This window comes from Blautia ammoniilytica (assembly GCF_025566965.1).
In the GTDB taxonomy this organism is placed as follows: Bacteria; Bacillota; Clostridia; order Lachnospirales; family Lachnospiraceae; genus Blautia_A; species Blautia_A ammoniilytica.
The window spans coordinates 53,800-77,629 of sequence record NZ_JAOQJL010000018.1 but is presented as its reverse complement, the minus strand read 5'-3'; the positions used below and the strand labels follow the sequence as shown (position 1 = coordinate 77,629).

At 44.0% G+C, this 23,830-nt stretch carries 24 protein-coding genes; 3 read left to right on the top strand and 21 right to left on the bottom strand.

Annotated elements, in window-relative coordinates; all coding sequences use genetic code 11:
- Window positions 1-210: 210 nt before the first annotated feature.
- From OCV61_RS10480 to OCV61_RS10450, 7 genes are all read right to left on the bottom strand, one after another.
- The gene (locus tag OCV61_RS10480) at window positions 211-465 is read right to left on the bottom strand and encodes a hypothetical protein (RefSeq protein WP_158421748.1); all 255 of its coding nucleotides are present in this window, start codon (window positions 463-465) and stop codon (window positions 211-213) included.
- Between the two features lie 25 nt (window positions 466-490).
- Window positions 491-2,200: a GerAB/ArcD/ProY family transporter gene (locus OCV61_RS10475; RefSeq protein ID WP_158421747.1), complete on the bottom strand. Its 1,710-nt coding sequence runs from the start codon at window positions 2,198-2,200 to the stop codon at window positions 491-493.
- Window positions 2,200-3,708 (bottom strand): spore germination protein, encoded by a 1,509-nt coding sequence (locus tag OCV61_RS10470; RefSeq protein WP_262582795.1) that lies wholly within the window; start codon window positions 3,706-3,708, stop codon window positions 2,200-2,202. Before OCV61_RS10470 ends, OCV61_RS10475 begins: the two co-directional genes overlap by 1 nt.
- 150 nt (window positions 3,709-3,858) lie before the next feature.
- Window positions 3,859-4,533 (bottom strand): GntR family transcriptional regulator, encoded by a 675-nt coding sequence (locus tag OCV61_RS10465; RefSeq protein WP_158421745.1) that lies wholly within the window; start codon window positions 4,531-4,533, stop codon window positions 3,859-3,861.
- A complete protein-coding gene (gene ispE, locus OCV61_RS10460; protein ID WP_158421744.1) occupies window positions 4,523-5,404 on the bottom strand; it encodes a 4-(cytidine 5'-diphospho)-2-C-methyl-D-erythritol kinase in 882 nt (293 codons plus the stop codon). Before ispE ends, OCV61_RS10465 begins: the two co-directional genes overlap by 11 nt.
- Window positions 5,405-5,489: 85 nt before the next feature.
- Window positions 5,490-7,040 (bottom strand): DUF3794 and LysM peptidoglycan-binding domain-containing protein, encoded by a 1,551-nt coding sequence (locus OCV61_RS10455; RefSeq protein WP_158421743.1) that lies wholly within the window; start codon window positions 7,038-7,040, stop codon window positions 5,490-5,492.
- Window positions 7,041-7,079: 39 nt separating this feature from the next.
- On the bottom strand, window positions 7,080-7,490 hold the full coding sequence (locus OCV61_RS10450; protein WP_262582794.1) for a protease complex subunit PrcB family protein: 411 nt from the start codon (window positions 7,488-7,490) through the stop codon (window positions 7,080-7,082).
- Between the two features lie 124 nt (window positions 7,491-7,614).
- Here OCV61_RS10450 and OCV61_RS10445 point away from each other — a divergent pair, with 124 nt between their 5' ends.
- Window positions 7,615-8,355: a lysophospholipid acyltransferase family protein gene (locus OCV61_RS10445; protein ID WP_158421742.1), complete on the top strand. Its 741-nt coding sequence runs from the start codon at window positions 7,615-7,617 to the stop codon at window positions 8,353-8,355.
- 118 nt (window positions 8,356-8,473) lie between these two features.
- On the opposite strand, the gene OCV61_RS10440 is transcribed toward OCV61_RS10445, so the two are convergent.
- From OCV61_RS10440 to OCV61_RS10430, 3 genes are all read right to left on the bottom strand, one after another.
- Window positions 8,474-10,894 (bottom strand): glycoside hydrolase family 3 protein, encoded by a 2,421-nt coding sequence (locus OCV61_RS10440; protein ID WP_158421741.1) that lies wholly within the window; start codon window positions 10,892-10,894, stop codon window positions 8,474-8,476.
- 283 nt (window positions 10,895-11,177) lie between these two features.
- Complete coding sequence (locus OCV61_RS10435; RefSeq protein ID WP_158421740.1) at window positions 11,178-11,594, bottom strand: hypothetical protein; 417 nt, start codon at window positions 11,592-11,594, stop codon at window positions 11,178-11,180.
- A 566-nt stretch (window positions 11,595-12,160) separates the two neighbouring features.
- Window positions 12,161-12,556 carry a hypothetical protein gene (locus tag OCV61_RS10430; protein ID WP_158421739.1) on the bottom strand — a complete coding sequence of 132 codons (396 nt, stop codon included), beginning with the start codon at window positions 12,554-12,556 and terminating at the stop codon, window positions 12,161-12,163.
- A gap of 125 nt (window positions 12,557-12,681) precedes the next feature.
- On the opposite strand from OCV61_RS10430, the gene OCV61_RS10425 reads away from it, so the two are divergent.
- Window positions 12,682-13,746: an undecaprenyldiphospho-muramoylpentapeptide beta-N-acetylglucosaminyltransferase gene (locus OCV61_RS10425; RefSeq protein ID WP_158421738.1), complete on the top strand. Its 1,065-nt coding sequence runs from the start codon at window positions 12,682-12,684 to the stop codon at window positions 13,744-13,746.
- Here the strand turns inward: OCV61_RS10425 and OCV61_RS10420 are convergent, their stop codons facing one another.
- Together OCV61_RS10420 and OCV61_RS10415 are read right to left on the bottom strand one after the other, a co-directional pair.
- Window positions 13,747-14,274, bottom strand: coding sequence for an RNA polymerase sigma factor (locus tag OCV61_RS10420; RefSeq protein ID WP_158421737.1), 528 nt, complete (start codon window positions 14,272-14,274; stop codon window positions 13,747-13,749).
- 43 nt (window positions 14,275-14,317) lie between these two features.
- Window positions 14,318-14,722: an HIT family protein gene (locus OCV61_RS10415; protein WP_158421736.1), complete on the bottom strand. Its 405-nt coding sequence runs from the start codon at window positions 14,720-14,722 to the stop codon at window positions 14,318-14,320.
- A gap of 231 nt (window positions 14,723-14,953) precedes the next feature.
- Between OCV61_RS10415 and OCV61_RS10410 the strand changes: the two genes are divergently transcribed.
- Window positions 14,954-15,640, top strand: coding sequence for a sensor histidine kinase (locus tag OCV61_RS10410; protein ID WP_158421735.1), 687 nt, complete (start codon window positions 14,954-14,956; stop codon window positions 15,638-15,640).
- On the opposite strand, the gene OCV61_RS10405 is transcribed toward OCV61_RS10410, so the two are convergent.
- The 9 genes from OCV61_RS10405 to OCV61_RS10365 form a co-directional block, all read right to left on the bottom strand.
- On the bottom strand, window positions 15,592-16,212 hold the full coding sequence (locus OCV61_RS10405; RefSeq protein WP_262582793.1) for a rhomboid family intramembrane serine protease: 621 nt from the start codon (window positions 16,210-16,212) through the stop codon (window positions 15,592-15,594). The two genes, OCV61_RS10410 and OCV61_RS10405, sit on opposite strands and share 49 nt — an antisense overlap.
- A gap of 126 nt (window positions 16,213-16,338) precedes the next feature.
- Window positions 16,339-17,829 (bottom strand): AAA family ATPase, encoded by a 1,491-nt coding sequence (locus tag OCV61_RS10400; protein WP_158421734.1) that lies wholly within the window; start codon window positions 17,827-17,829, stop codon window positions 16,339-16,341.
- 108 nt (window positions 17,830-17,937) lie between these two features.
- Window positions 17,938-19,329 (bottom strand): DUF6382 domain-containing protein, encoded by a 1,392-nt coding sequence (locus OCV61_RS10395; RefSeq protein ID WP_262582792.1) that lies wholly within the window; start codon window positions 19,327-19,329, stop codon window positions 17,938-17,940.
- Window positions 19,326-19,760, bottom strand: a complete 435-nt coding sequence (locus OCV61_RS10390; RefSeq protein ID WP_262582791.1) for a TadE family protein — start codon at window positions 19,758-19,760, stop codon at window positions 19,326-19,328. Before OCV61_RS10390 ends, OCV61_RS10395 begins: the two co-directional genes overlap by 4 nt.
- Entirely contained in the window at window positions 19,757-20,170 is a 414-nt protein-coding gene (locus OCV61_RS10385) for a prepilin peptidase (protein WP_158421732.1), read from the bottom strand. The genes OCV61_RS10390 and OCV61_RS10385 overlap by 4 nt, the downstream gene beginning before the upstream one ends.
- Before the next feature lie 15 nt (window positions 20,171-20,185).
- Window positions 20,186-21,031 carry a TadE/TadG family type IV pilus assembly protein gene (locus OCV61_RS10380; protein ID WP_262582790.1) on the bottom strand — a complete coding sequence of 282 codons (846 nt, stop codon included), beginning with the start codon at window positions 21,029-21,031 and terminating at the stop codon, window positions 20,186-20,188.
- A gap of 15 nt (window positions 21,032-21,046) precedes the next feature.
- A complete protein-coding gene (locus tag OCV61_RS10375; RefSeq protein ID WP_158421731.1) occupies window positions 21,047-22,552 on the bottom strand; it encodes a DUF5702 domain-containing protein in 1,506 nt (501 codons plus the stop codon).
- 45 nt (window positions 22,553-22,597) lie between these two features.
- Window positions 22,598-22,777 carry a Flp1 family type IVb pilin gene (locus OCV61_RS10370; RefSeq protein WP_158421730.1) on the bottom strand — a complete coding sequence of 60 codons (180 nt, stop codon included), beginning with the start codon at window positions 22,775-22,777 and terminating at the stop codon, window positions 22,598-22,600.
- Window positions 22,778-22,792: 15 nt separating this feature from the next.
- On the bottom strand, window positions 22,793-23,824 hold the full coding sequence (locus OCV61_RS10365; protein WP_158421729.1) for a type II secretion system F family protein: 1,032 nt from the start codon (window positions 23,822-23,824) through the stop codon (window positions 22,793-22,795).
- Window positions 23,825-23,830: the final 6 nt, after the last annotated feature.

The following is a 23,830-nucleotide window of genomic DNA, read 5'->3' as shown; positions in this document are numbered from 1 at the left end:
TGGAACACAGCCAGATTTTTGTTGATTTTGAAGAAAATAAAAAGAAAAGAAGTTTTAAAAGAAAAATGGTGCTGGGCATAACACCCAACACCAAGTTTGTCTACAGTCTGAAGGGAGGGTATGACTCGTTGTGAGTCATACCCTCCCTGCTTTGGAACTATCTATTTCCCGACAGCCCCATGATTACACGGATTGTTCCGTGCTTTGCACTTACAGATTCTTTATAAATTCCACAATCCAAAAGACATATTTAGGCTGTGTATCCTCCACATCCTGCTCCTCTTTCCATTCTTCCGCCGGAATCCTGCAAAAATCAGGGTACAAAAGCCCCCACCATGCCACTATACTGTGAGGCTTTTGTGTATTTCCCATATCCGCTGTATTTCCTGTAAATCCCACTGCCAGAAGACCTGACAGCAGGGAAAGACACAGCCAGGTGCTTTTTCTCCTTAACCACTTTCTCACCTTTTGTACCTCCTGTTTCTTTCCCTTAAGTATTCCCTGTTTTTTCCTGTTTATTCTGCCCTGGAAAATCCACATGGATCTGCTCTCCTTCCACACGGATCACGGGCAGCTTCTGTAGTTCTTTTCCTGTATAAAAATCATAATAAATGTCCCGCAAAGTGATCCCATCAGGTCTTCTGTCCCACTGGTTATTTTCCATGATCCCCTGTACCCATTCTCCGAGAGAGCTTTCTGTACCGGACCTCCAGCTTACAGCCCTCTGTCCGTTTTCTGCCTGAAATACGTAAATATTTTCCCCTACATAAAGCTCCTGCCGCAGATAATCTGCCAGGTGCCTCCAGTTTTCCCTTTCCAGCATGGAATTACCAAGCACCAGGATCTGCAGATGTCCCAGATCCAGATATTTTCCCTGTGACCTGCGATAGACCTGCTCTATTTCAGAAAAGCTGCTGCCTGAAACAGTCAAACTGCCCACGCCTTCCTCTCCTGCCTTATCCTGCCCGGTAGCCCGCATCATATCCGGCATTCCATATGTGAAAACATAATTCTTTTTTTCATCCAGATCTACGCCTAAGGCCAACGGATAAATTCTTTTTTCAGGCTCAACACCTCCGCATCCCCCTGCAAATAAACACATACTCAAAACCATTCCCGCAGCTGCCAGACCTTTTTTCTTCCATTTTCCTCGGTTCCGTACCATCAGGAATATCTGCAGAAGCAATAGCCCGGGAAGGAAAACATACTCCAGATAGGGCTCAAAAATCTGCCCGATACCAAGCCCCTTTACTTTCGTCAGGGAAACAGCATAAGCAGCACCTGCCAGCCAGTATCTGCCAGTTCCAAGCCTGGCATTTTTCAGGATCTGATCACCGTAATGAAGAATACTTCCTATAGAAAATAAAAGCCCAAACACCAGGATTCCCATCCAGATCACATCAAATCTCGCCAGCACATTGCCCGGCAGATTGGCACCTGCCAAAAGAGGCAGCACCGGATATTCCTCCTGCAAAACCCTGTTCCATCCAAAAACAGCGGGCAGAAGCAGCTCCATTCCCACAAGTATCCCGCCCAGAGTCAATATCCCACAGGCCAGGACTTTTCCGCTGCTGCCCTGCTTTTCCACGCAAGGCAGGGAAAAAGGCAAAAGTCCGATCCCTGAAAAAGCACACAACTGAATATAAAATCCATCTTTAAACTCCAGACCTGCTGCAACAGAATCCTCTATCATCTGTACAAGATAATCCTTCCTTCCCTGAAATGCGGTCAGTACCATAAGAAGAATAACTGCTGCCAAATACAGGCCGCCGCTTGCTCCTGCCATACGCCCCCGTCTTTGCATCCCTTTATGGGTGCCCATAGCACACACCAGCACTGCAAGAAAAGCGATCAATTTTCCGCTGATCTGGTTTGTCAGGCTCTCCGGTACGATCACTGCAAGCATATGCAGCAGATATCCGCAGGTTAAGATCACATATACTGACAAAAACAAGGCGATCACAATGCCTCCCCCTGTCCCTGCATATTTTTTCAGATTTGTGCAAAAAGGTGCCAGCCGGATGAGAAATACCAGATAAAGGAACAACAGGATCACCGCTGCTGCCGTACCCAGGATCCCCCAGATTCCTGCAGGTCTTCCTTTTCCAAAAAGTCCCAGAAGTAACGGGGATGTAAACGTAAGCAGGATCTGGAAATAAAGCTGTTTGTGAGAAATCCTGTTATTTTCTTCTATTCTCATTACTGTTTTCTCCTTTTCAGCCGGATTCTTTCTTTTCTACTGGCAAACACAGGCCTGTACCTGCGAAGCCGAAATGGTATCCGGAAAATGCCGTCTCCTACTCCCTGGGCTTTGTTCTTCCTGGTAAACGCACCAAGGTAAGGAAATCCAAAGCTTAAAAGCCCTGCCAGATGCGAGATTACCATGTAGATTCCCAGCACCATCCCGTAAATACCCAGATAGCCGCCAAGAAACAGGAAAAAATATTTAATAAGCCGAAAAGCAGACGTAAATTCTTCATTTGGAATTGCCAGTGAACCAAGAGCAGTAATCGCTACGATCATTACCACGATGGGACTTACCAGATTGGCCTCCACTGCTGCAGATCCTATGATCAGGCCGCCTACGATCCCCATGGCATTTCCCAGTGTTCCCGGTATGTGTACCCCTGCCTCCCGGATCAGTTCAAACCCCAGTTCCAGAAACAAAAGCTCGGCCACACTGGAAAAAGGCACGCCTTCCCTTGCCTGTGCAAAAGACAGAATCAGATTGGCCGGCAGAACCTGAGTATGGAACCGGATCACAGCCAGATAAAGTCCTGGAAGCAGTGTGGCGGCCAGCATTGCCAGATACCGCATGATCCGCAGAAATGAAGCCATCTCAAACCGGTTATACCAGTCCTCGCTGCTTTCCATAAAGCCTGAAAAAGTTCCCGGAAAGATTAAAGCAAAAGGGGAATTGTCACAAAGCAGTACTACTTTTCCGTTTAAAATCTCCTGTGCCGCCCGATCCGGCCGCTCTGTAGTCTGATATTGGGGAAATGGTGAAATCCAGGAATCTTCTGTTAGCTGCTCCAGCATACCGCTGTCCAGGATCCCATCCACCTGAAAGGCTTCCATCCGCTCCCGTATCTCATCCAGAAGCTCTTCCCGTACCAGATCCTCCATAAAAAGCATATGGATCAGGGTATTGGAACGAACACCCATATAATGCTCTTCCACCTTCATTCTGGTATCCCGCAGCCTTTTTCTTACCAGTGCAGAATTGATCTTTACACTATCAGAAAATCCTTCCTTGGATCCTCTTAGTACCTTTTCCGTTTCCGTTTCAGACACGCCCATACCAGGATAGCCGCTGCTTGAGATCTTCATTGCCTGATCAAATCCATCCAGGAAAAACACCGCATTCCCTGCCAGCAGTGCTGCAAAAACTTCCTGCATTGTAGAAAGTTTCCCTGCTGATGCAATGCCAAGGCTGTTGTTCTTCACAAATTCCCGGATCTGTTCCGGAGGAATTTCCCAGAAGTGATTGATCATTTTTCCAAGTGCCGAATCCTCCAGCATCATATTGGCGGTTGCCACTTCCAGATAAACCATCAGGCAGTCTGCTTTCCGCTCTTTTCCCAGCCGCATAGGACGTATCACAATATCTCCGCAGTTTTCACACCGTTTCCTTATATAAGCCTCGTTTTCCCTCAGACTTACCGAAACCTTTTTCTCCTCTTCCGTTTTGCTGTTATTCTTATCCACCGCCATTCCTCCATAAAACATAAAAAAAGAGAGACTTTTACATCTCTCTTAGAATTTCCAGATATTTGGGTTTTATGCAGGAACAGCAGCGGATCTATATCTTTAATAAAGCAGATCCACCTGTACTAGTACGGTGAAAGCAACTGCAGATCACTCTTCTGTCTGAATGGAAGAAATGATCCCCTTGCGCTGATTCTCCAGATGCTGGTAGGAAAGCTCCCTGGCCTGTCCCACATTACGTTCCCGGATCGCCTGTGTGATCTCCTCATGCTCCTTTACAAGAAGATTCCTCGTTTCTTCTTCCTTCAGATATTCTACCCGGTAGCGGTAGATCTGTTCCCGAAGATTGTTCAGTACCTGGATCAGCCTTTTATTGTCAGAGGCCTGATAAATGATCTCATGAAAAGCCACGTCAGCCTCTGCCATCTTCACCAGATTCCCCTCTGCCGTAGTCTGCTCAAAAGCCTTGGCAGCCGCCCACAGCTTCTCAATATCCTCTTCTGTCATACGGGCGCATGCCTTCTCAATGGCCATATTCTCAAGAACGATGCGCACCTCCAACACATCATTTAGATCCTTCTCTGTAATGTTAGCAACCTGTGCACCTCTTCTTGGGATCATGACTACAAGACCCTCCAGTTCCAGCTTACGCATAGCCTCCCTGATAGGAGTCCGACTGACTCCCAGACGCTCTGCCAGTGCGATCTCCATCAATCTCTCCCCTGGCTTCAGCTCACCTTTCAGGATTGCCTGCCTAAGGGTATTAAAAACAACTTCCCGCAGAGGAAGGTACTCATTCATATCTGCCGAAAAATCACTTGTCATTGGTAGTTCCTCCATTCCGGTTGTATACTTCTGTAGCAAATACTACTTTTGCCAGATGGCTGTCCCGCAAAGCTGCTGCTGCCTTTTCCATCTGGGCTGCATCCTGAAAAATGCCGAATACAGTAGGACCACTGCCGCTCATCATAGCTTTCATGGCCCCATACTCTTCCATCAGTCTGCGGATATCCCCGATCACAGGATACCGCTTCTGGATACCTGGCTCAAATACATTCCCCATCCTGGATACTATCCCGGTGAGATCCCCAGCCTGGATATCACGGATCATACCATCAATATCCGGATGTACCGAAACGGAAGTCAGGTCCAGACTTTCATATGCCATCTTGGTAGATACACTTACCGAGGGCTTGCCAATAAGAACATAGCATCTGGGAAGAGCAGGTAATGAAGTCAATCGTTCCCCAATCCCTTCTGCCAGGGCTGTGCCCTTCATGATACAATAGGGCACATCTGCACCAATCTGTACACTTCGCTCCATCAGCTCTCGGTCTGTAAGCCCCATCTGAAACAGCCGGTTCACTCCTATCATGGCTGCTGCTGCATCAGAACTGCCCCCGGCCATCCCTGCTGCCACTGGAATAAATTTCTCCAGCTTAATGGAAAGCCCTTCCTGAACTTCGAACTCATCCATCAGCAGCTTAGCTGCTTTATATGCAAGATTCCGCTCATCTGTAGGCACATAGGGCACATTGGATGTAAGGCTGATGCCTGATGTTTTCTTTTTCTTTATTTCCAGCAGATCATACATCTGAATGGTCTGCATGATCATTTTTACTTCATGATATCCATCAGACCGCTTCCCCAGAATATCTAATCCAAGATTAATCTTCGCATATGCACGTAATCGCATAAAATCCCCCACATCTTTTGTACTTTGTATACAATCCATTTTAAATGAGTTTTGTATTTATTTCAATACATATTTTCATGGGGAATTATACTTTTTTTACCAACAATAATGGCTGCCCCGGTGTTACCAGATCATCTGCCAGTTCATTCATCCTGATGATTTCCTCTTTTGTGGTATAAAATTTTTTAGCAATATCCCACATACTTTCCCCTGGTTTTACCATATACACAGTGATTCCCGCCATACTTTGTATTTTTGCCATGTCGAGAGGCTTTTCCTGGATCCTGTCAATGATCAGCTCTTCCACTGGCTGCTGCACCAGAACATTCAGGCCAAGAACTGCACGGATCTCCAGTTCGTTGCTGTCTGCCATCATAGTAGAGAGCTGCTCCAGCTCCGCCTGCAGATAATAGGAACATCCCTCACGGATTCCCTGAGCTTCAATCACATGGGTAAATGGGATCATTCCTTCCATAGAATACAGCGGCATTTCATCATTTCCTACCACATACAGCACTTTCAAAAGCAGGATCCCTTCTGCCTGGATACCATTTTCCACAATCTTTGTTTTGTCGATTTTTATCGTGCCCTGACTGCTGCACAGCTGCAGGATCTTGCCTTGGGTCTCCTTTACCTGGATCCGGTCTGTTACCCTGCACTTAGAAAAGTTTCGTACCAGAAGCCCTTCCAGTGTTTCTGTTTTCCCTTGAGAAATACACTCCTTAAGAGGGGAATATACATCCTGTACCAATTGGTGATCCTCTTCCCTGTAAAGCTTCAGATCCAGTTCCAGTACCACATCTGCAACCAGGATCCGCTCTTCCCCGTCTGCATCTGGCTTTACCTCCAGTGACTGATGCATCACCCAGGTTTCAATATTCGGAATCATTTCCTCCTGGCATCCGCTGCATTCTACTTCCCTTTCAAAAGGAAGGGCATATTCTACCCACTGCAGGGTATTTCCTTCATCATCTCCGGTATACAGGGCAAACACCGCCAGTTCCCCTCTGGCCCGAAGGAGATGGTTTTCCGGCCGCAGATCCAGACCTCTTACCGAAATGGTATGCCACAACAGATTTCCTATATTGGGCTTATTGGAAGAAATGGTCATTTCATCCTTTATCCGCAAAGTATCTTTCTTATGTACCATCAGGCTCATCAGATGAATCTTTTTCTTTTTTACAGAAACATTCTCTTCGCAAACGTCTACAGGAATCAGAATCCCTTTCATTTCATCCACAACTGCCCGTAAGGTAACAATGGCTTTTATATTCAGCTTCCTGGAATGGATCACATGTATGCTCAGATCTTCAATCTCCCACTTCAGGCAGATTTTATCCCCACTGACGATTCCCTCCAGGTTCAAAGTCTCCTCAAAGGACAGTTTAGCTGTCAGACTGTGCACTTTTCCGGCTTCTTCCCCCACATACAGCATATCTGCCAGCAGATTTCCTTTTATAAATGCCTTCCCCTCACCCAGGCGCACCTCATCCATGGAAACCTCACCTTTACTTTGGATCATCCTGCCAATATCCGGTTTTACATCCGGCACATTATAATCCACATCAAAAGTCACCTGACTGGTGGCCTTGCTTTTGATCCGCAGCATCTGAACACTTTCTTTTCTTAATTCCACTTTCCCCTCTCCTTCCTGCTTCCCTTTACAAAAATCTTTTTACAAAAACTCCACTGGATCCTTTCGGTTTTGCATCTTAACCACAATGTAAGGGCAGGATGGAACTCCTGACGCCTTTTCCAGATCCTCCGGTCCCAGCAGCCTGGTTTTAAAAAACACTCCGTTGGAGGAACAGCTCAATTCTTTCACCTGAATGCTGTACCCGCCGCTAAGCTGCTGTCCGTAGCCTTTTACCAGATACATCTCCCCGCCTCTTTGATAAGTCATTTGCATTTTTCCGGTTTTACGCTCCCGGATAATCGTTGCCAGCTCTTCGGGTATCTGATCCTGGCCGACGATTTCATATTCCAGAGGCTGCCTTTCTTCCTCCCGGATCTTGACAAATCTGCAGCCTGAAAGCAAAACCAGCATTAACAGCAGCAGACTGATCAACAGTTTTCTCCTTCCCATGGCAAACCTCCACTGGTCTTTCACTATTCATTTTATGCGGTACTCTGCCGTTTATGAACACAGTATTGACTTTCCATTTTTCCCTTGCTAGAATGAAATTCAGGAAAACTAAGGAGCCAAAATTATGATTCGATTTATACTTTGTGTAACCTATGTAGTGGTATTTCTTATCCTTTCCATTCCCCTTCTTATCGCTGAATGGATCATCGGGAAATTTTCACCATCTGCCAAGGATATCAGTTCCCTTAGAATCATCCAGGCTGTATTTAAGGGTGTTCTATGGATCTCCGGAGTTAAGGTCACAGTGATCGGCGAGGAGAATGTTCCCAAGGACGCACCGGTCCTTTACATCGGCAATCATCGCAGCTTTTTCGACATTCCGCTTACATATCCCAGATGTCCTATCCGCACAGGCTATGTAGCCAAAAAGGAGCTTGAGAAGGTACCTCTGCTTTCCAGCTGGATGAAGTATCTGCACTGTCTTTTCCTTGACCGTACAGATATTAAACAGGGACTGAAAACCATTCTTACTGCTATTGAGAAGGTAAAATCCGGGATTTCCATCTGTATTTTCCCTGAGGGTACACGTAATAAGAATGAAAAGGAGACAGATCTTCTGCCATTCCATGAGGGAAGCTTCAAGATTGCCACCCGTGCCAAATGCCCTATTATCCCAATGGCGATTTCCGGTTCAGTGAATTTGTGGGAAGCTCATTTTCCAAAGATCAAGCCTTGCCATGTAGTTATTGAATACGGCAAACCTATTTATGTGGATCAGCTGGATAAAGAGACCCAGAAGCATATCGGAGCATACACACAGAACATCCTTCTGGAAATGCTGAAGAAAAATGAATATCTGATATAACTGTTTGGCAGGCAGTTCCCGACGGTGACCATCTGATTTCACCGGTACACATCCGGTAATATATGAAAAGGAGCACATTCCATACCCTTTACAGTATGAGATGTGCTCCTTTTTATGATCAATCCAGTTTCAGGATCAGTTCCAGGATCCTCTTTGCACAATGCTCCAGATCCTTCCTGTCCAATTCTCCCAGATCCATGGCTCGCTTCACTCTTTCCGGGAAACCGTTTGCCATTTTCAAGTCGTTTCCTGCTTTAATCTCTTTGTAATGTTCTCCCCTGGTCCACCAATCCGTAGTAACCATTCCTTTGAAGGCCCACTCTCCACGCAAAATGTCTTCCAGCAATTCCTTACATTCCGAAGCCCTGTGTCCATTGATAATATTATAAGAGGACATTATTGCCCATGGATCAGCCTCTTCAACAATAATCTGGAAAGCTTTCAGGTAGATTTCACGAAGTGCACGCTCAGATACCCGGGAATCGCTGTGCTTTCTGTTAGTTTCTTTATTATTAGCAGCAAAATGCTTTACAGTAGCTGCAATATGCCTGGACTGGATCCCACGTACCATGGCTGCTCCCATTTTACCTGCTACCAGCGGATCCTCTGAATAATACTCAAAATTCCTGCCACAAAGAGGATTTCTGTGGATATTTACTGCTGGAGTAAGCCATACGCCGATATTATTTTCCTTTACCTCTTTGGCTCCGGCCTCACCTATCATTTCTACCAGATCCGTATTCCAGGTACATGCAAGAAGTGTAGCGCAGGGCCATGCTGTAGTGCAGATCCCGCACTCCGGTGCGATCCTGAGACCGGCCGGACCATCTGCAGTCATAATATTAGGTACTCCGTATCCGGGAAGATTACCGAATCCAAAGGTATTCGCCACTCCTGTATTAGGCTGTCCACCCAGAAGCTCCAGCAGGTCTTCTTCTGTGAGCTGGTTTATAAACTCATCCATCGTCAGTGTTCCTTCTGCCACCTGTATAAACTGCTTTGGTTCCTCTTTTCTCACTCCCCAAAGCTTTCTCCGTTCCCATGCACGGATAACCGGTGTAAGCCCTTCCTCGCTTCCAGGATGCATTTTTTCAAAAACACATGCATTCGGATCATTGGCTTCCATTAATGGCAAAGCCTCATAAGTACCGTCAGACAGCATCCTTTTCTTCAGATTGGACGGCACCAGCTTTGCCATAAGCTGCTTTGTAACTTTATCTTCTTTTTGCTCCCAGCTATATGTTGTTTTTTCTGTGTCTCTTACAGAAGTTCCCACATAAAATTCATAGGTTCCTTTTTCCAGGATCCAGGCAGATTTACGGATCTTACCCAGATCATCATAAGAAGCCATCTCATCTGCTTTGAAGGAAAGCTTCAGAATCTGGCTTTCCCCTGCCTGTAAAAGCCTTGTCTTCTCAAACGTGATCAGCTGACGGAATGGCTTTTTAAGTAGTCCCTGGGGTGCCTGAAAGTACACCTGCACCACTTCTTTTCCTGCCCGCTTCCCTGTATTTGTGACCCTTACATAAATTAAGATCCTGCCTTCTCTTTCTTCTGTTTGTTCTGTCTGTACTTCAAAGTCCGTATAGGAAAGCCCATATCCAAAGGGATATATTACTTTTGCAGCAGCACCGGGAATGGTCTCAAAGTACCGATATCCTACATAGATATCCTCCGTATAGTCCACATAGTAGAAAGACTCATGAAAGGTTTCCATAGAGGGATAGTCTTCAGCTCTCCTTGCAAAGGTGTCTGTCAGCTTTCCGGATGGATTTACCTTTCCACAAAGGATCTCTGCCATGGCAAGACCGCCTTCCATGCCTCCCTGCCAGCCAAGAAGTGCACTGCTGATCTGATCATTTTCTTTGATCCATGTAGTGTCCACGATCCCGCCAACATTTAAAACTACTGCAATCTTGTCAAATGTTGTTTCCACCTGACGGATCATCTTCTTCTCATTTTCTGTAAGATAAAAATCCCCATCTGGGAATACCTGCTGGGAGATCTTGGGCATGGTCAGTTCGCCCTGCGGCAGTTCATCATCTTCATCCCTGCATTCTATACCAGAACGATCCCATCCTTCTCCAGAAAAACGGCTGATCACGATCACGGCAGTATCTGCAAAAGCCTTTGCTCCTTTTAACAGCCCTTCCGGAAGCAGCGGCTCTACAGTCATCCCAGGAGCAGTTCCCTGTTCATACTGGTGGTGCACATTTTCCCTGTAATAATCTGCCAAAGGTTCATATATGTCTACTATACCGGTCTGCATTTTCAGACCTTCATATAAATTACGAATATAGGAAACAGTTACGTCTCCGCTGCCGCCTCCACCTTTCACATAATCAAAGGTACCTTTTCCGAAAAGTGCCAGTCTGGTTCCTTTTGCCAGGGGAAGCAGATTTTTTTCATTTTTCAAAAGCACCATTCCTTCTGTTGCAGCTTCTTTTGATAACCGGATGTGTTCTTCGCATGCTGTTACCCGATGGTTTTCTTCCAATGGAAGATTTGGCTGATACAGTGCCCGCGCCCATTTTTTCACTTGTATTCCTCCTTCGTATTCATTGGTGTTCATCAATTGACATTTATTTCTCATCACCTGTAATGATGAGTGCTATATTTTGCAATCATTATACCAGTGAACAATTCATACCTCAATGATTTTATGATTACAGTGATTGTGGGAGTGCAAAGCACGGAACAATCCGTGTAATCATCAAAAAAGGTATCATAAGATGGGGCAGATACATAATGATTTTCATCTTGATATCTGTCTGCTTTCTTATGATACCCTATAGGTTCTTCAGACCCAAATCCTGTTTGTTTTATAAGCTATCTATAATCTCACTGACCTGAAGTGCGCAGTCTCCCAACGGAATCCATGCTTTTGACAATCGGATCAGACATGCTTCATCTGGTGTTTCCTCCGGATGTGCCAGGAAATCCTGGGCAAGCTTAAATATCTCCCGCTCGTCCGCTGTTGCAGGGCGACTGTCTCTGGCTCCCTGCAGGCAATTTGCCTCCATTGCCTCTTCATCGATCAGTTTCTGAAAAATCCCGGCCATTTCATCTGTAGAAGGTCTTTGCCATGCAGCAAGGAAAATGCATTTTGCAATCTCCTTTGTGAGAAAAGGCTCACATTGTACCATCTCAAATAATTCCATAAACCGTTGTCTGTGTAATGCCGAAAAAAAGCAGTGATGTTTAGATATTTCATCTACACAGGAATCTCTCCAATCCATTTTCTATTCCTCCTTTGCAGCTCTGATCTGCCCAACTTCTCCGACAGAAATCTTCACTTCTGCATTCTCCCCGTCACCCTCAAGGCTCTTTGAATACACAGCATAATACCATAGAAAATGAATTTTTTCATTTACAAATTTCTATATAAAAGCCAAATCTTTTTGGTTGTTTTTCCTAAATTTCAGCTATCATTTTTGTTCAAATAGCTCAATTTTTGTTCTTTAATTTCTTCATTTGCTTCTATCAGCTCCTGCCAGACAATTTGGGCAGGCATTTCAAACCGTTGAACGGTAATGCAAAATCACAGTGCTATTTTTTTGTTCTATTTTTCGGACAACGGTTTTTCAATGTCTGACTATTTAGTTTTCATCACCGTATTGTACACTGTGCAGTTGGGTTATTGTTGTTGCACGGAAATAATACGTATTGGATGAATTTGTTTTGTCAAGCAGGTTATTTCTAATCCGGTACCATACCATTATTTTCCTGTGAAATTTACATTACATCTTTAATACGAAAGATTTTCTCAAAAATCACTCAAAATCTGCAACTTTTTTATTATTTTTTAGATTTTTTCTGTCCCTGCCTCTTCTTCGTTCAGATCCGGGCATTCATTCCCTGGGACATTGTCTACGATCACATTAGTCTCATCACTAAATAAGTATGTAATGGTTTTTACAACATAATTCCTGTTTGTTTCGCTTATCATGCTTGCAGCTAACACGCCAAGAAAACATACAATGGCAAATCCTGCGGTCTTTACTCTCCTATGCTGCTGCACCACTTTGTTATACCTGTTCTTTCCTGCATGGGTTTTTTCCTTTGATTCATCCTCATCTTCCCTGTATACCCCTTCTGCTTTCAGGCGCTCTACCAGTTGCCCATAAAAAACATGGATTTCCTCATCTGTATATAATCTCTGATCTGATAAATCATCCTCATCCACTAATCGTCTACTCATTTTTTTCTCCCGGACATTCATCTGTCCTTGACAATTCTTCCACAGGGGTTCATATTTATCTTAATACATCTGCCAGCCGATTATTTATTCCGGCTGGACTTTCTAAGAATTTCCAGGAGGCCCCTATGAAACATATTGTACTCACCGGTGGCGGAACCGCCGGCCACGTAACTCCAAATATTGCTCTTATTCCCAAGCTCCAGGAAAAAGGATTCCAGATATCTTATATCGGTTCTTATAATGGTATCGAGAAAAGCCTGATCCAGGAACTTGGAATTCCTTATTATGGTATTTCCTCAGGAAAATTAAGACGGTACTTTGACATCAAAAATTTCTCTGATCCTTTCCGGGTACTGAAAGGATATAGTCAGGCAAAAAAACTGATGAAACAGTTAAAGCCTGATGTAGTATTCTCAAAAGGTGGTTTCGTCACAGTTCCTGTAGTTCTGGCTGCAAAAAAGCGTAAAATACCTGCCATCATACATGAATCCGATATGACCCCGGGGCTGGCAAATAAATTGTGTCTTTCTTCAGCAACCAAAATCTGCTGTAATTTTCCGGAAACTGTTTCCACACTTCCAGCAGATAAAGCAGTCCTTACAGGAACTCCTATCCGTCAGGAACTCCTTCACGGTGATAAAGAAGCTGCCCGTAACTTCTGCGGTTTTTCCTCTGACAAACCGGTTCTTCTGGTCATTGGCGGCAGTCTTGGTGCTGCCTCAGTAAATGAGAATGTACGCAAGATCCTTCCTGAGCTTCTGAAAGAATTTCAGGTGATCCATCTTTGCGGCAAAGGCAAAACCGACAGTTCTCTTGAACACACCGCAGGATATGTACAATATGAATATATAAAAGAAGAACTTCCCGATCTGTTTGCTTTAGCCGATATCGTAATCTCCAGAGCCGGTGCAAATGCCATCTGCGAACTTAACGCACTGGCCAAGCCAAACCTTCTGATCCCTCTGTCTGCCAATGCAAGCCGTGGTGACCAGATTCTGAATGCCCGTTCATTTGAGCGTCAGGGCTATAGTATGGTTCTTGAAGAAGAGGAAATCACAGAATCTGTGTTAATGGATTCCATCCGTAAATTATATGAGAACCGCAATTCCTACATTGAAGCTATGCAAAGCAGCAAGCAGTTAGATTCTATCAACCAGATCGTTTCCATCATCGAAAGCTGTATTGCCTGATCAGCCGAAACTATCATAAATCCTGGTATATTCTTCCATCAACCATTGTTTTGTCCTGTAAATACGGTTGTTTACATTATTTTTTGACATCTTGTATACCAAGGCAACCCTTTCAGGAGGAATATCCAGGATTTTTATTGCAACATAAATCTCATAATTCTTTTTATTTTTCTTTCTGAGGTTTTCAAGTGCCTTGAACATGTACTTCTTTTTCTCCACATCAAGGAATTGATCCTCCACAGATTCCAGGTATTTCTCCTGTCCAATCTGGTCCATCTGAAAGATTTCCCGTTTTGTGTAATTTTTCCTCAGATAATCTCTTGCTTTATTTACAGCAGCTTTGGCGACCAATCCTTGCAGCCTAAGTTCACTGCTGCAATCCAGAGCATCTTTGATCTTGTATAAATTAAAAAATGTTTCCTGGCTGATATCTTCCGCAACAACATGACTCTTTACAATCTTATTTGCTATCCTTGTTGAGAATTCATAGTATTTTTCGTAAAATTCCTGGAATTCCGCATTATTCATATACTTGTCCTGTTCTGATCAGCCATCCCATAGATGTGCTCTATCAACCTCTGATTTTTGCCAGTATTTCTTCTTTTACTTCATCAGTCAAAGTTCCAGGCGTCCATGTTACTCCCGCATGATCATCTTTATATCTTGGAATCAAATGCATGTGGAAATGAAAAACAGTCTGACCTGCAGCTTCTCCATTATTCTGTACAATATTAAATCCGTCACAGTCAAGAGCGTCTGTCAGTTTACCTGCCATTTTTTTTGCCAGGAGCATTGCTTTTGCAGCAAGTTCATCCGGTATCTCATAAATATTAGCCACATGACTCTTGGGAATGATCAGAGAATGTCCTTTACTTGCAGGTCCCAGGTCCAGGATCACACGAAAATCCTCATCCTCATACAATGTTGCAGCCGGTATCTCGCCATTTGCGATCTTACAAAAAATACACGTTTCCATCTTTCATTCCTCCTGTTATTTTCTTTATGTATAATGAAATGCATTCCAGACTATATAGCCTCTCTATGCATACATCAGCTATGCCGTGACCCCCACTCTGTAGATAATGAGAAACAAATCAGTATCTTTGTCAGGAATCATTCGTAAATGTCGGATTATCTCGATATTTTTACTACGATATTGCTTGCTGTCAGAGTATTACCATGATACACTTCCAATTGAGGTGATAATATGACAAATACCACTACCGAACAGTTAAAAAACCATTTTCGGCTTACACTGTCAAAATTTTCTCACGAAATACGAAATCCCATTTCTCTGATCAACAGCGAACTGCTTCTGATGGTATCCACTCATCCGGAACTTGCAGATTATCAGGAATGGGAAGAGATTATGGAAAATATGGAATATATAAGAGAGCTTCTGAATGATCTGTCCTGCTACAGCAATGCCGGGCATATCAAACTGGAACTTACAGACCTGAGTTCTTATCTGTCTTCCATTATTTCCTCGGTAAAACCTACTTTCGATTATCTTGGCATTAACTTTGCAGCGGATTGCCCTGACAACCTTCCCATACTTCCAGTTGACCGAATCAAGCTCAGACAGGCGATTCTGAATCTTTTGCGTAATGCACAGGAAGCAGTTCCTTCCTCTGGAGGCAAGATTACCTTCCGTGTCCATGCCAGTGCACAAGCTGTCTGTATTTCTGTCATGGACAACGGATGTGGTATCCCTCCTGAAGTACAAAAAGATATTTTTTCACCCTTCATCACCTTCAAGTCCACAGGCAGCGGGCTTGGACTTGCTGTTACAAAAGAAATTGTAGAAGCTCACGGAGGCAGGATCGATCTCGAAAGTTCTCCTGATCAGGGCTCGGTCTTCCGTATCATCCTTACTGTCCCTTTCCCTGGATGATATAACAGCAAAGCTGCCAAGAAGCCACAAATCAAACCGCCCACATGAGCAGCATTGTCCACCCCTGTACTTGTAAAGCCGAAATATAGAGAAAAGGCCGCCATGATCATCATCTTTTTAATGGAAAGATCAGCCACCCTTCCCTTATTACGCAGAATTACATAAATCATGGCTCCCATCACTCCGAATACAGCTCCTGAAGCCCCTGCAGAAACTGCATAATTACTGCTTTTCATTTCCAATTCCAAAGAAATCACATTCCCTCCAAAGCCAGACAGGAGATAAATAAGCAGATACCTTACTCCTCCAACTGCAGGCTCCAGGCGCTGTCCAAGGACAAACAAAACCAGCATATTATTAGCCAGATGTGAAATTCCAAAATGAAGGAACATAGATGTAAACACCCTATACCATTCCCCTGCGCCTGTTATTAATGGACCATAACCGGCTCCACAGGCGATCATATGAACTGTGTTCTCTGTACCACCTGTAAAATCTGTGATCAAAAATACGATCAGATTCACCAATATCAGGCACGCTGTTACAGGCATTTTTTTCAATTCATCTTTCATCTAATTTCCCTACTTAAGCATTATAGCATATCTTCAAACCTGCGGATACAAAAAATTCTCTAAATTTGCACATAAAACGCAAAAAAATTATCAGTCAATAAAATTGTATCGCTACAATATTATCTCTCAAGAAAGAAGCTCTCTTACCATATCCCTGTCAAAGACTACTGACTTTACATGGTCTACTTCGATCTGATACAGTGCATTCGCCGCAATATGCTCTGCAGCCTGCTCAAGATCACGGATACCGGTTGTATCTGCATACTTCTCAACAACTGCCTCTAATCCGGCCTCACTGATCACACATTCCTGTTCTTTCAATCCCATACGCTTCAATACTTTTGGAAGCGCAAACCGTGAAAAGATCACTTTCTTTTCTTCCGGAGTATAATCAGGAAGCTCGATCACTGCAAAGCGGGACATCAGCGGTGCACTGATCTGATCTTTATCATTTGCAGTTGCAATAGGATATACGCCCACCGTAGGAACCATACACTCCATATAATTATCCGTAAAGCCCAGATTGTCCAGCAAAGTTAAAAGCACATCTGCAGGATTGCCATTTCCTTTCCCGGCAGAAGCCTTATCCAGTTCATTGATGATAAATACAAGATTTGATTCTCCTGCCGCCGAAAAGGCCTCCATAATAATCCCCGGCTTCGCATTTGCATAAATACGTGAACTTCCTGTCAGCTGCTCCGGATCATTAATGGAACTCATATCCAGAGTTGTCCAGGGAAGCTTCAAAATACGTGCTACTGCATATGCGATCTGGGATTTGCCGGTTCCTGCAGGCCCTACCAGTAAAAGTCCATATGCGGGAAGTGTATGAGTCCGGTTGATCTGTATGATCGTCTCAATAATTCTCTGCTTTACCCTTTCCATACCATACAATTCTTCATCCAGGATCTTTCTTGCCTCATCAGGATCAATGGGAGCAAAATAATTACTCTTCCACTGAATATTCATCATAATAGACAATGCGCGTTGTGCATGCCTGCGTTCTTCCTGTGATACTTCATGGGAACGTGCCACTGCCAAATTTCTCCTTGCCCACAACCGTATATTATCAGGCAGTGTTTTCCCTGCACAGTTCATAAAATCTGTAATACTCTGAATACTGGTGAGCTTCATCTCATCGCCATCTTCAACTGCATCCTCATCTTCCTGTTCCTGTGCAGGTGCGTTGCTGGCCAGGAGTCTTCCGATCATAAATTGAAGAAAACCATCCTCTGCCGACAGCTTTGTTCCGCCTCCAAACGCGATCTCACGAATCCTGTAAACTGCATATCCATCTTCCTGATTCTCTCCGGAAAGCCTTACATTAATATGATTTTCTCCCAGCCATTTTAAAAGGCTTACAAATCTTGCATCTATTTTCAGAATATCTGTGCAGAAAACACCCTCATCTTCTTTAAATTCAAAAGAAGTCCTTTTCCCCGGATTTGTAAAATATCCACAGGAATGATGCTTCCATTGCCTCTCTTTATTATCTAAAACCAGCATGGGCTTTTCAGGTGTAGCCTCTGTCTCATCTGAATAAAAAACCGTATACGTACACTCACTTTGAACCATTTCTGTCTGTTCAGACGTATTATTAAAATCAAAAACCGGCATGGTGATCCTCCTTTGATATGAATTATATGTAACCATTCCGCATCCACTGTACTAGATAGTTGCAATTATAGCTATGTTTCTCTGCCGCGTCAAATAGCTCTTTGCTTTTTATCCGATTTTAATAAAAATATATCTTGCCTGTGCAAAATCCACCTCGTCCTGATCCTGCAAAAGATAATCCTCCTCTGGTTTCAGCATCTGCCCATTTACAGCCGTCCCATTTCTGGAATTCAGGTCTGTCAGATAATACTCCCCTTCTCTTTTTCTGATCTTGGCATGCATTCTGCTGACAGTAGGAAGATTGATCACTGCATCTGCAGCATTTTCCAGTTTTCCGATTACTGTCAGATCCTCATTCAGGTAGATGGTTGCCAGTTCCCCTGGCTCTTTACTCACCAAAGTAGACGGGCCATATACATTTCCGGAAGACAAAACCACAGTTTCTCCAAGTAATTCATTATCTTCTCCTTTAGCTCCCACACTGCCAACCTGTGAAAAACTGTCTTCTGATTTCTGCATAGGTGTTGATCTTTGGTTATATACAATTTCAGCATTTCTGGTTTCTTTTCGCTCCAAAAGTACGGCGACTAATGTTCCGATCCCCATAAAGCTCACCATCACGCTAAGAAGCAGCCAAAACGGAATCTGCGGCAGATATCCCCAGATTCTGGCAGCCAGGATAAGAAGGCCTACGCCAGCCCCTGTCATGCAGCCCCCTATTTCTTTCCATGGTATTTCCCGTTTTTCTGTGTCTTTTTTTCTGTTTTCCACACTTTTCCTATTTTGATTCCTTTTATTTGTCCTGCTTTGTGCTAACAGAGTTTCCGCCTGCATCCCTGCAGATCCATCTTCCATCCACAGATCTTTCCCCTCCGGAATCTTTGCACTTTTCGGATCTTCTTTCCATACCCCACTGTCCTTTACTTCCTGCTTTATAACGACGTCTTCATCACTGCGTTTACGGAACAATTCTTCTTTGATATGCTCCAGGTGAAAACTATCCTCCAGTGCCCTGCGATAAATACCATATCCAAGCATTACTGCCTGTGAATCCTCATGATCCAATCTGGGAAGAATATACTCAGTAAGACACTGAAACTGAATCCTTATATCTTTTTCATACCCAGGCAAATAGCAGAAGAATAATTCTCTTTTTTCCAGATCCACATACATGTATTCCGGCTGCAACACCAGTCTTCCCGGATTCAGAAGATATTCTGACATTTCCTCCATTACCTGGATAAAACCTCCAAAAACCAGCCGCAGGTCTTCATGATTCAGTTTCTTATCCTCAAACAAAGACGCCAGCGGCTGCCTGGATGTAATATCATAATAAACCATCAATTGTCCGTCCACTCCCTGCATCCGGCACTTCAGCACAGATGGAATCACATTCCCAACCAGCATTCTCACCTGATAGGAGGCAGTGTCCACCGGCTCCTCCTGATAAAGAATCAGATAATTATGATTCATATCTCTTTTATATTCTGCTTTCATCATCCATCCGTGGCTCCTTTCACCATCTCCGATACGGCTTTTGCTTTCCGTATCCATGACACAGGCTTTATAACAGCAGTCTTGCCTTCTGCCCGAATATGCCAGTCAAATCCTCCAAAACCTTTATCCGTATCCAGATCATAGACTACCTGGATATTCTTTTGTCCACTAACCTGTCCGTTCAGATTTTCCGCTGTAAAAAAACCTGTATTTCCCAGCTCTTCACATTTTTTCCTGGCCACTTCCACAGGCTTTCCATTTTTCTTTATTCCTTCCATGCTTCCGTCTATGGCTGCTTCATAAGCAGCCGCAGTAAGCCATGCCCGGTTATGGACAAAGAAAAAAAGATACACACAGCTCATGATCACCAGTAAAACCAGAAACATCAAACACGCTGCTTCAATTGTCATACTTCCCTTTTTGATCTTCTTCACAGTAAAAGCCCTCCCACATATCCCAACAGGACAAAAGGTACAAATGGCAGTTCCGTTGTTTTCTTTTTTCTCAGGATTCCCAATAAAATCACTGCCCACAGACCACAGCCAATCAATGCCAGACATATAGTTCTCAGGTATTCTTCCGTTTCCAGCACTGTACCCAGGGCAATCAACAGAAGGCCATCTCCTGCTCCGATCTGATTTCCTGACACTGCACTGATTCCCAGGAAACCTCCTCCCACAAGAGGCGGAATAAAATACTGTGCTGTCACGTTTCGATTATAGAAGGCTGTCATAATTCCAAGAAAAGCAAAGATGCCGGTTATTATCAGGGAAATCTCTTTTTTACGTATATCCTTCCAGCTGTTCCATCCAAGGAACAGTATTACCCCTGCTGTTTTAAGCATTTTACATCTATCCTTTCAGCCACATCTGCTGCAGGCATGAATGCCTTTAATTTCAGATTCCTTCACAAGTCGTACCGCTCTCTTCAATCCACTACAGGTCTCCAGATTATGGTACCGATTGCCTTTTTCCGTTATGTAAACCCGTCCGGCTGCTTTCTTGCCTTTACTGCAGCTTTCACATGGATAGTATTTTTCCCCATAAGCATTTCGCCTGGATGACACCGAGCTTCCTGCTACCTGAGTAATGGACAGGTCCAAATAGCTGCAGCTCATTTTTTTATGATAAACCTGACCGTTTTCTGTCATATAGACCATTTTTCCGGATTCACCTTCAGATCCATCTCCAATTCCTGTCCGATGTTCCATACCTGTCCAGGTGTGAACTTTTACAGTTGTACAGGTCCACACTGCCGGCAAGGGAAGGATACCCCCAATTGGTTGAAAGGAATATATGTCCGGCAATATCAGTTCACTGGTACCGTTTTCACCCATGGCATAAGTATACATTCCTATTTCTTTTGCCTTCTGGCACAAGGAGACCAGATGCTGGGTCTGTACCTTGTAAATGTCCATAAAAGAGATCATGACAGTTACTGCTGCCAGAAATAGTGGCAGTACCAACGCACATTCCACAGTCAAACTTGCTTTTTTCAGCCTTCTGAAAGGACGGCACAGGGACACTTTTTCAGGACGACAGACTTTGCTTTTCGGGGGAAACAAATCTGCCCGGTATTTCCAAAAGCTTTTCCTTTCTGCTTTGTTATTTCTCGACTCTATCTCTTCAATTTTTTCCATGCCGCAGCTTTCGCCCGGCTTCTTCCACAATTCTGTGCAATGCACCGCAGGTTCCTGAAAAAGCATCCCTGTGCCTCCTTTCTAATAACTATATTCCCTTGCAACGGAAAACACCTTTCTGGTATTGGCCTTCACATCCGCAGATGCTTCCAGTGCGGTTACGCATCCATCCAAGCGGAAAGATTCCCAGCCGGCACTTGTCCTCATTACCAGCTCCACCATATCCATTCCCCGCATTTTTTTATTTTCCCGGTTCATAGACAATAGTAAAATCTGCAGATAATCCTCATAATTCATTCCTCCCGGGCTTTCCTTTCTTTCCGTTTCCGCCACGTCAAGAAGATGTGGCAGATTTTCCAGTGATAGCTGCCAGTTTTCGCCACTTTTTATAAGAGGTACCTTCCCACCTGCAAAAAGCTCCCGTACATCCAGCACACTTTCCCCAAATGCCCAACAAAGGATCAGTGCCGCCTCAATCACAGGTGCAGCAGGCGGTATCAGAAAGCCGGAGGCAATAGAAGCAGCAAGGGCTGATGCCTGTCCCTGTCTGACCGGATCTGCTGCCAGACATGCCGCATTTACTCCTTCTCTGATCAAAAGAAGCTTTCTGGCTACAGCTTTCAAATTTTCCCTGTCGCTGTCCCTTCCATAAAGCACATACTCTATCTGATAGCTTAAGCCACCTTTTCCAGGATCACTGTAATTTCCCAGTTTTTCCATCAAATACTGTTGATACAAGATCTGTGATGTTGTAGAAGTATCCTCTTTCAAATTTTCTCTCATAGGCATTCCGCTTTGGATTTCCCGTCCAGATACCAGTTTTCTTTTTGACACTTCCTTATCCGATACCTGCTGTCCCGGCGGCAAAAGCAGATCCAAGATCCCCATCCAGCGGATTCTTCGTATGGAAGGGATAGGATTATCAGCCTGGACCACCTGCGTTCCTGTATTATCCTCCTTCTGACTTCCATCCCCCAGTTCTTCTGAAAATTCCGAATTTGCTTCCTGTTTTTTCTGTTCTTCCTCGCTTTCTCTGGCAGCACTGCTCATTTCATGGTCATATGATTCCAGTGTGCCTCCATTTTCCGCTTTATTTCCTTCCTCTTCAGCTTTCCGGGTTTTCTCATTTCTTTCCTGCATTTTGTCAAGAAGGAGCTGTATACCATGGCTGCCCAAAGTTTCTTTCATATATTCTGTAATCTGCTGAAAAAAAACTTCCCCTTTCTGATCTGTCAGAAGCCGGTATCCGGTAAGTCCGCACTGCTGCAGCTTCAGTTTCTGACTATTCTGTTTCAGTACAGGTTTCATATATTTTTCCAGTTCGTCACAGAGAAAAGCAAGATCCAAAGCTTCTGTCCCATTTGAAACATCCAGTGCAAACAGATCATATTCCTTTAAAAGTGCCTGATCATACTGTGCAAACAGAGAATATAAACCAATATCCATGCCTGCCAGGATCTGCGTTCTGGCTGCTGCCATACGTACAGATTCAATCCCCGTACAGATCAGTGAAACCACAAGGCTCAGGATCAGTGCCATAAAAACAGTAATACTCCCCTGGGATTTTTTCCTGTTTCTCCCAGCCATAGACAGCCCCTCCTTTCCGGTCATAGCCGTGACCTTCTTTTTTTGTCAGATCGAGTTGCTTTGTTTTGTGATTTTGGAAAGAATTTTCTTAACAAGACTTGTAAGCTGTTCCTTAAAGATAATAACCAGACTGATGAGAACCACCAGAATCAGAATAATCTCCACAACGCCTACTGCATCTTCTTCCATTGCAAATTCCTTTATCAGCTGTCGTAATCCTTTCATCCTTTCACCTCCTTTCTAGTTCCCATAAAAGGCCAGGCAGGCCGGTATCATGATCACTGCCATTACTACCAGAAGCATCAGGATCATAGGCACCAGAAGCTTAGTCGCTGCAGCCTCCCCCAGTACCCGCGCCTTCCTTTTCCGTTCATCCCAAGCCTCCATGGATTCCTTTTCCAACATATCTGCAAGCTGCCTGCTCCCTTTTTGCAGATTCTGAATCAGCATTGTGGCAAAGGTCTTATACTTCACCTGCCCGCATCGTTCTCCGAATCTTCTGTATGCTTCCATCTCTGAGACTCCACTATCCATCTCATGACACAGGATCAGGATTTCTTCATACGCAGTTCTTTTTCGTTTTCCCTGTTTTCGCTGATAATCGAATGCCATTTTCTGAAAAATCTTGCGCACAGTCATTCCAGCCTGTACGAGCAAAGTAAATTTCATAATCAGTCCTGGATAATCCATTAGAAGTTCTTCCTGTCGTTTCACTAGAACAGCCTGTCCTTCCCTTCGTTTTATAAGAAACAGCACCGTCCCTGTAATAAGAAATAGAAAAGCAAGAAGATTACCCATATTACTTCCTGGTTTTTCCCATTCCAGATGTTTCCCCTTCCACTTTTCCGGCAGATAATAATAGTCTGGATCATTCTTTTCCAGATTGTAGTTTGCAATTGCTTCCTCCAGTTCCTTTTTCTGCTGCTGTTCAGAAGTTATATTCTGATCCTGGGTCTTCTCCTGTTCTTCCTCCAATTCTTTCTCTGGAATCTGTACATACATACTGCCTGCTTTTTTTCCATCCACGGATACCATGAACTTCTCCTCATAGGTCTGATCCTCCTCTTTTTTCAGTCCTGTTCCTTCCACATAGACCTGACTGTCTCCATTTTGCACAGTCAGAGCCATTCCAAGCAGGTTTCCAGCCAATGCTACTGCCAGAAACAAAGAAAGGCTTCTGTCTTTTTCTTCTTTTTTGGAAGAAAACCATCCTGCTTTGCTGCCAATAAAAACCACCAGCAGGATTCCAAAAATAACTATATGTATCCACATCTTTCC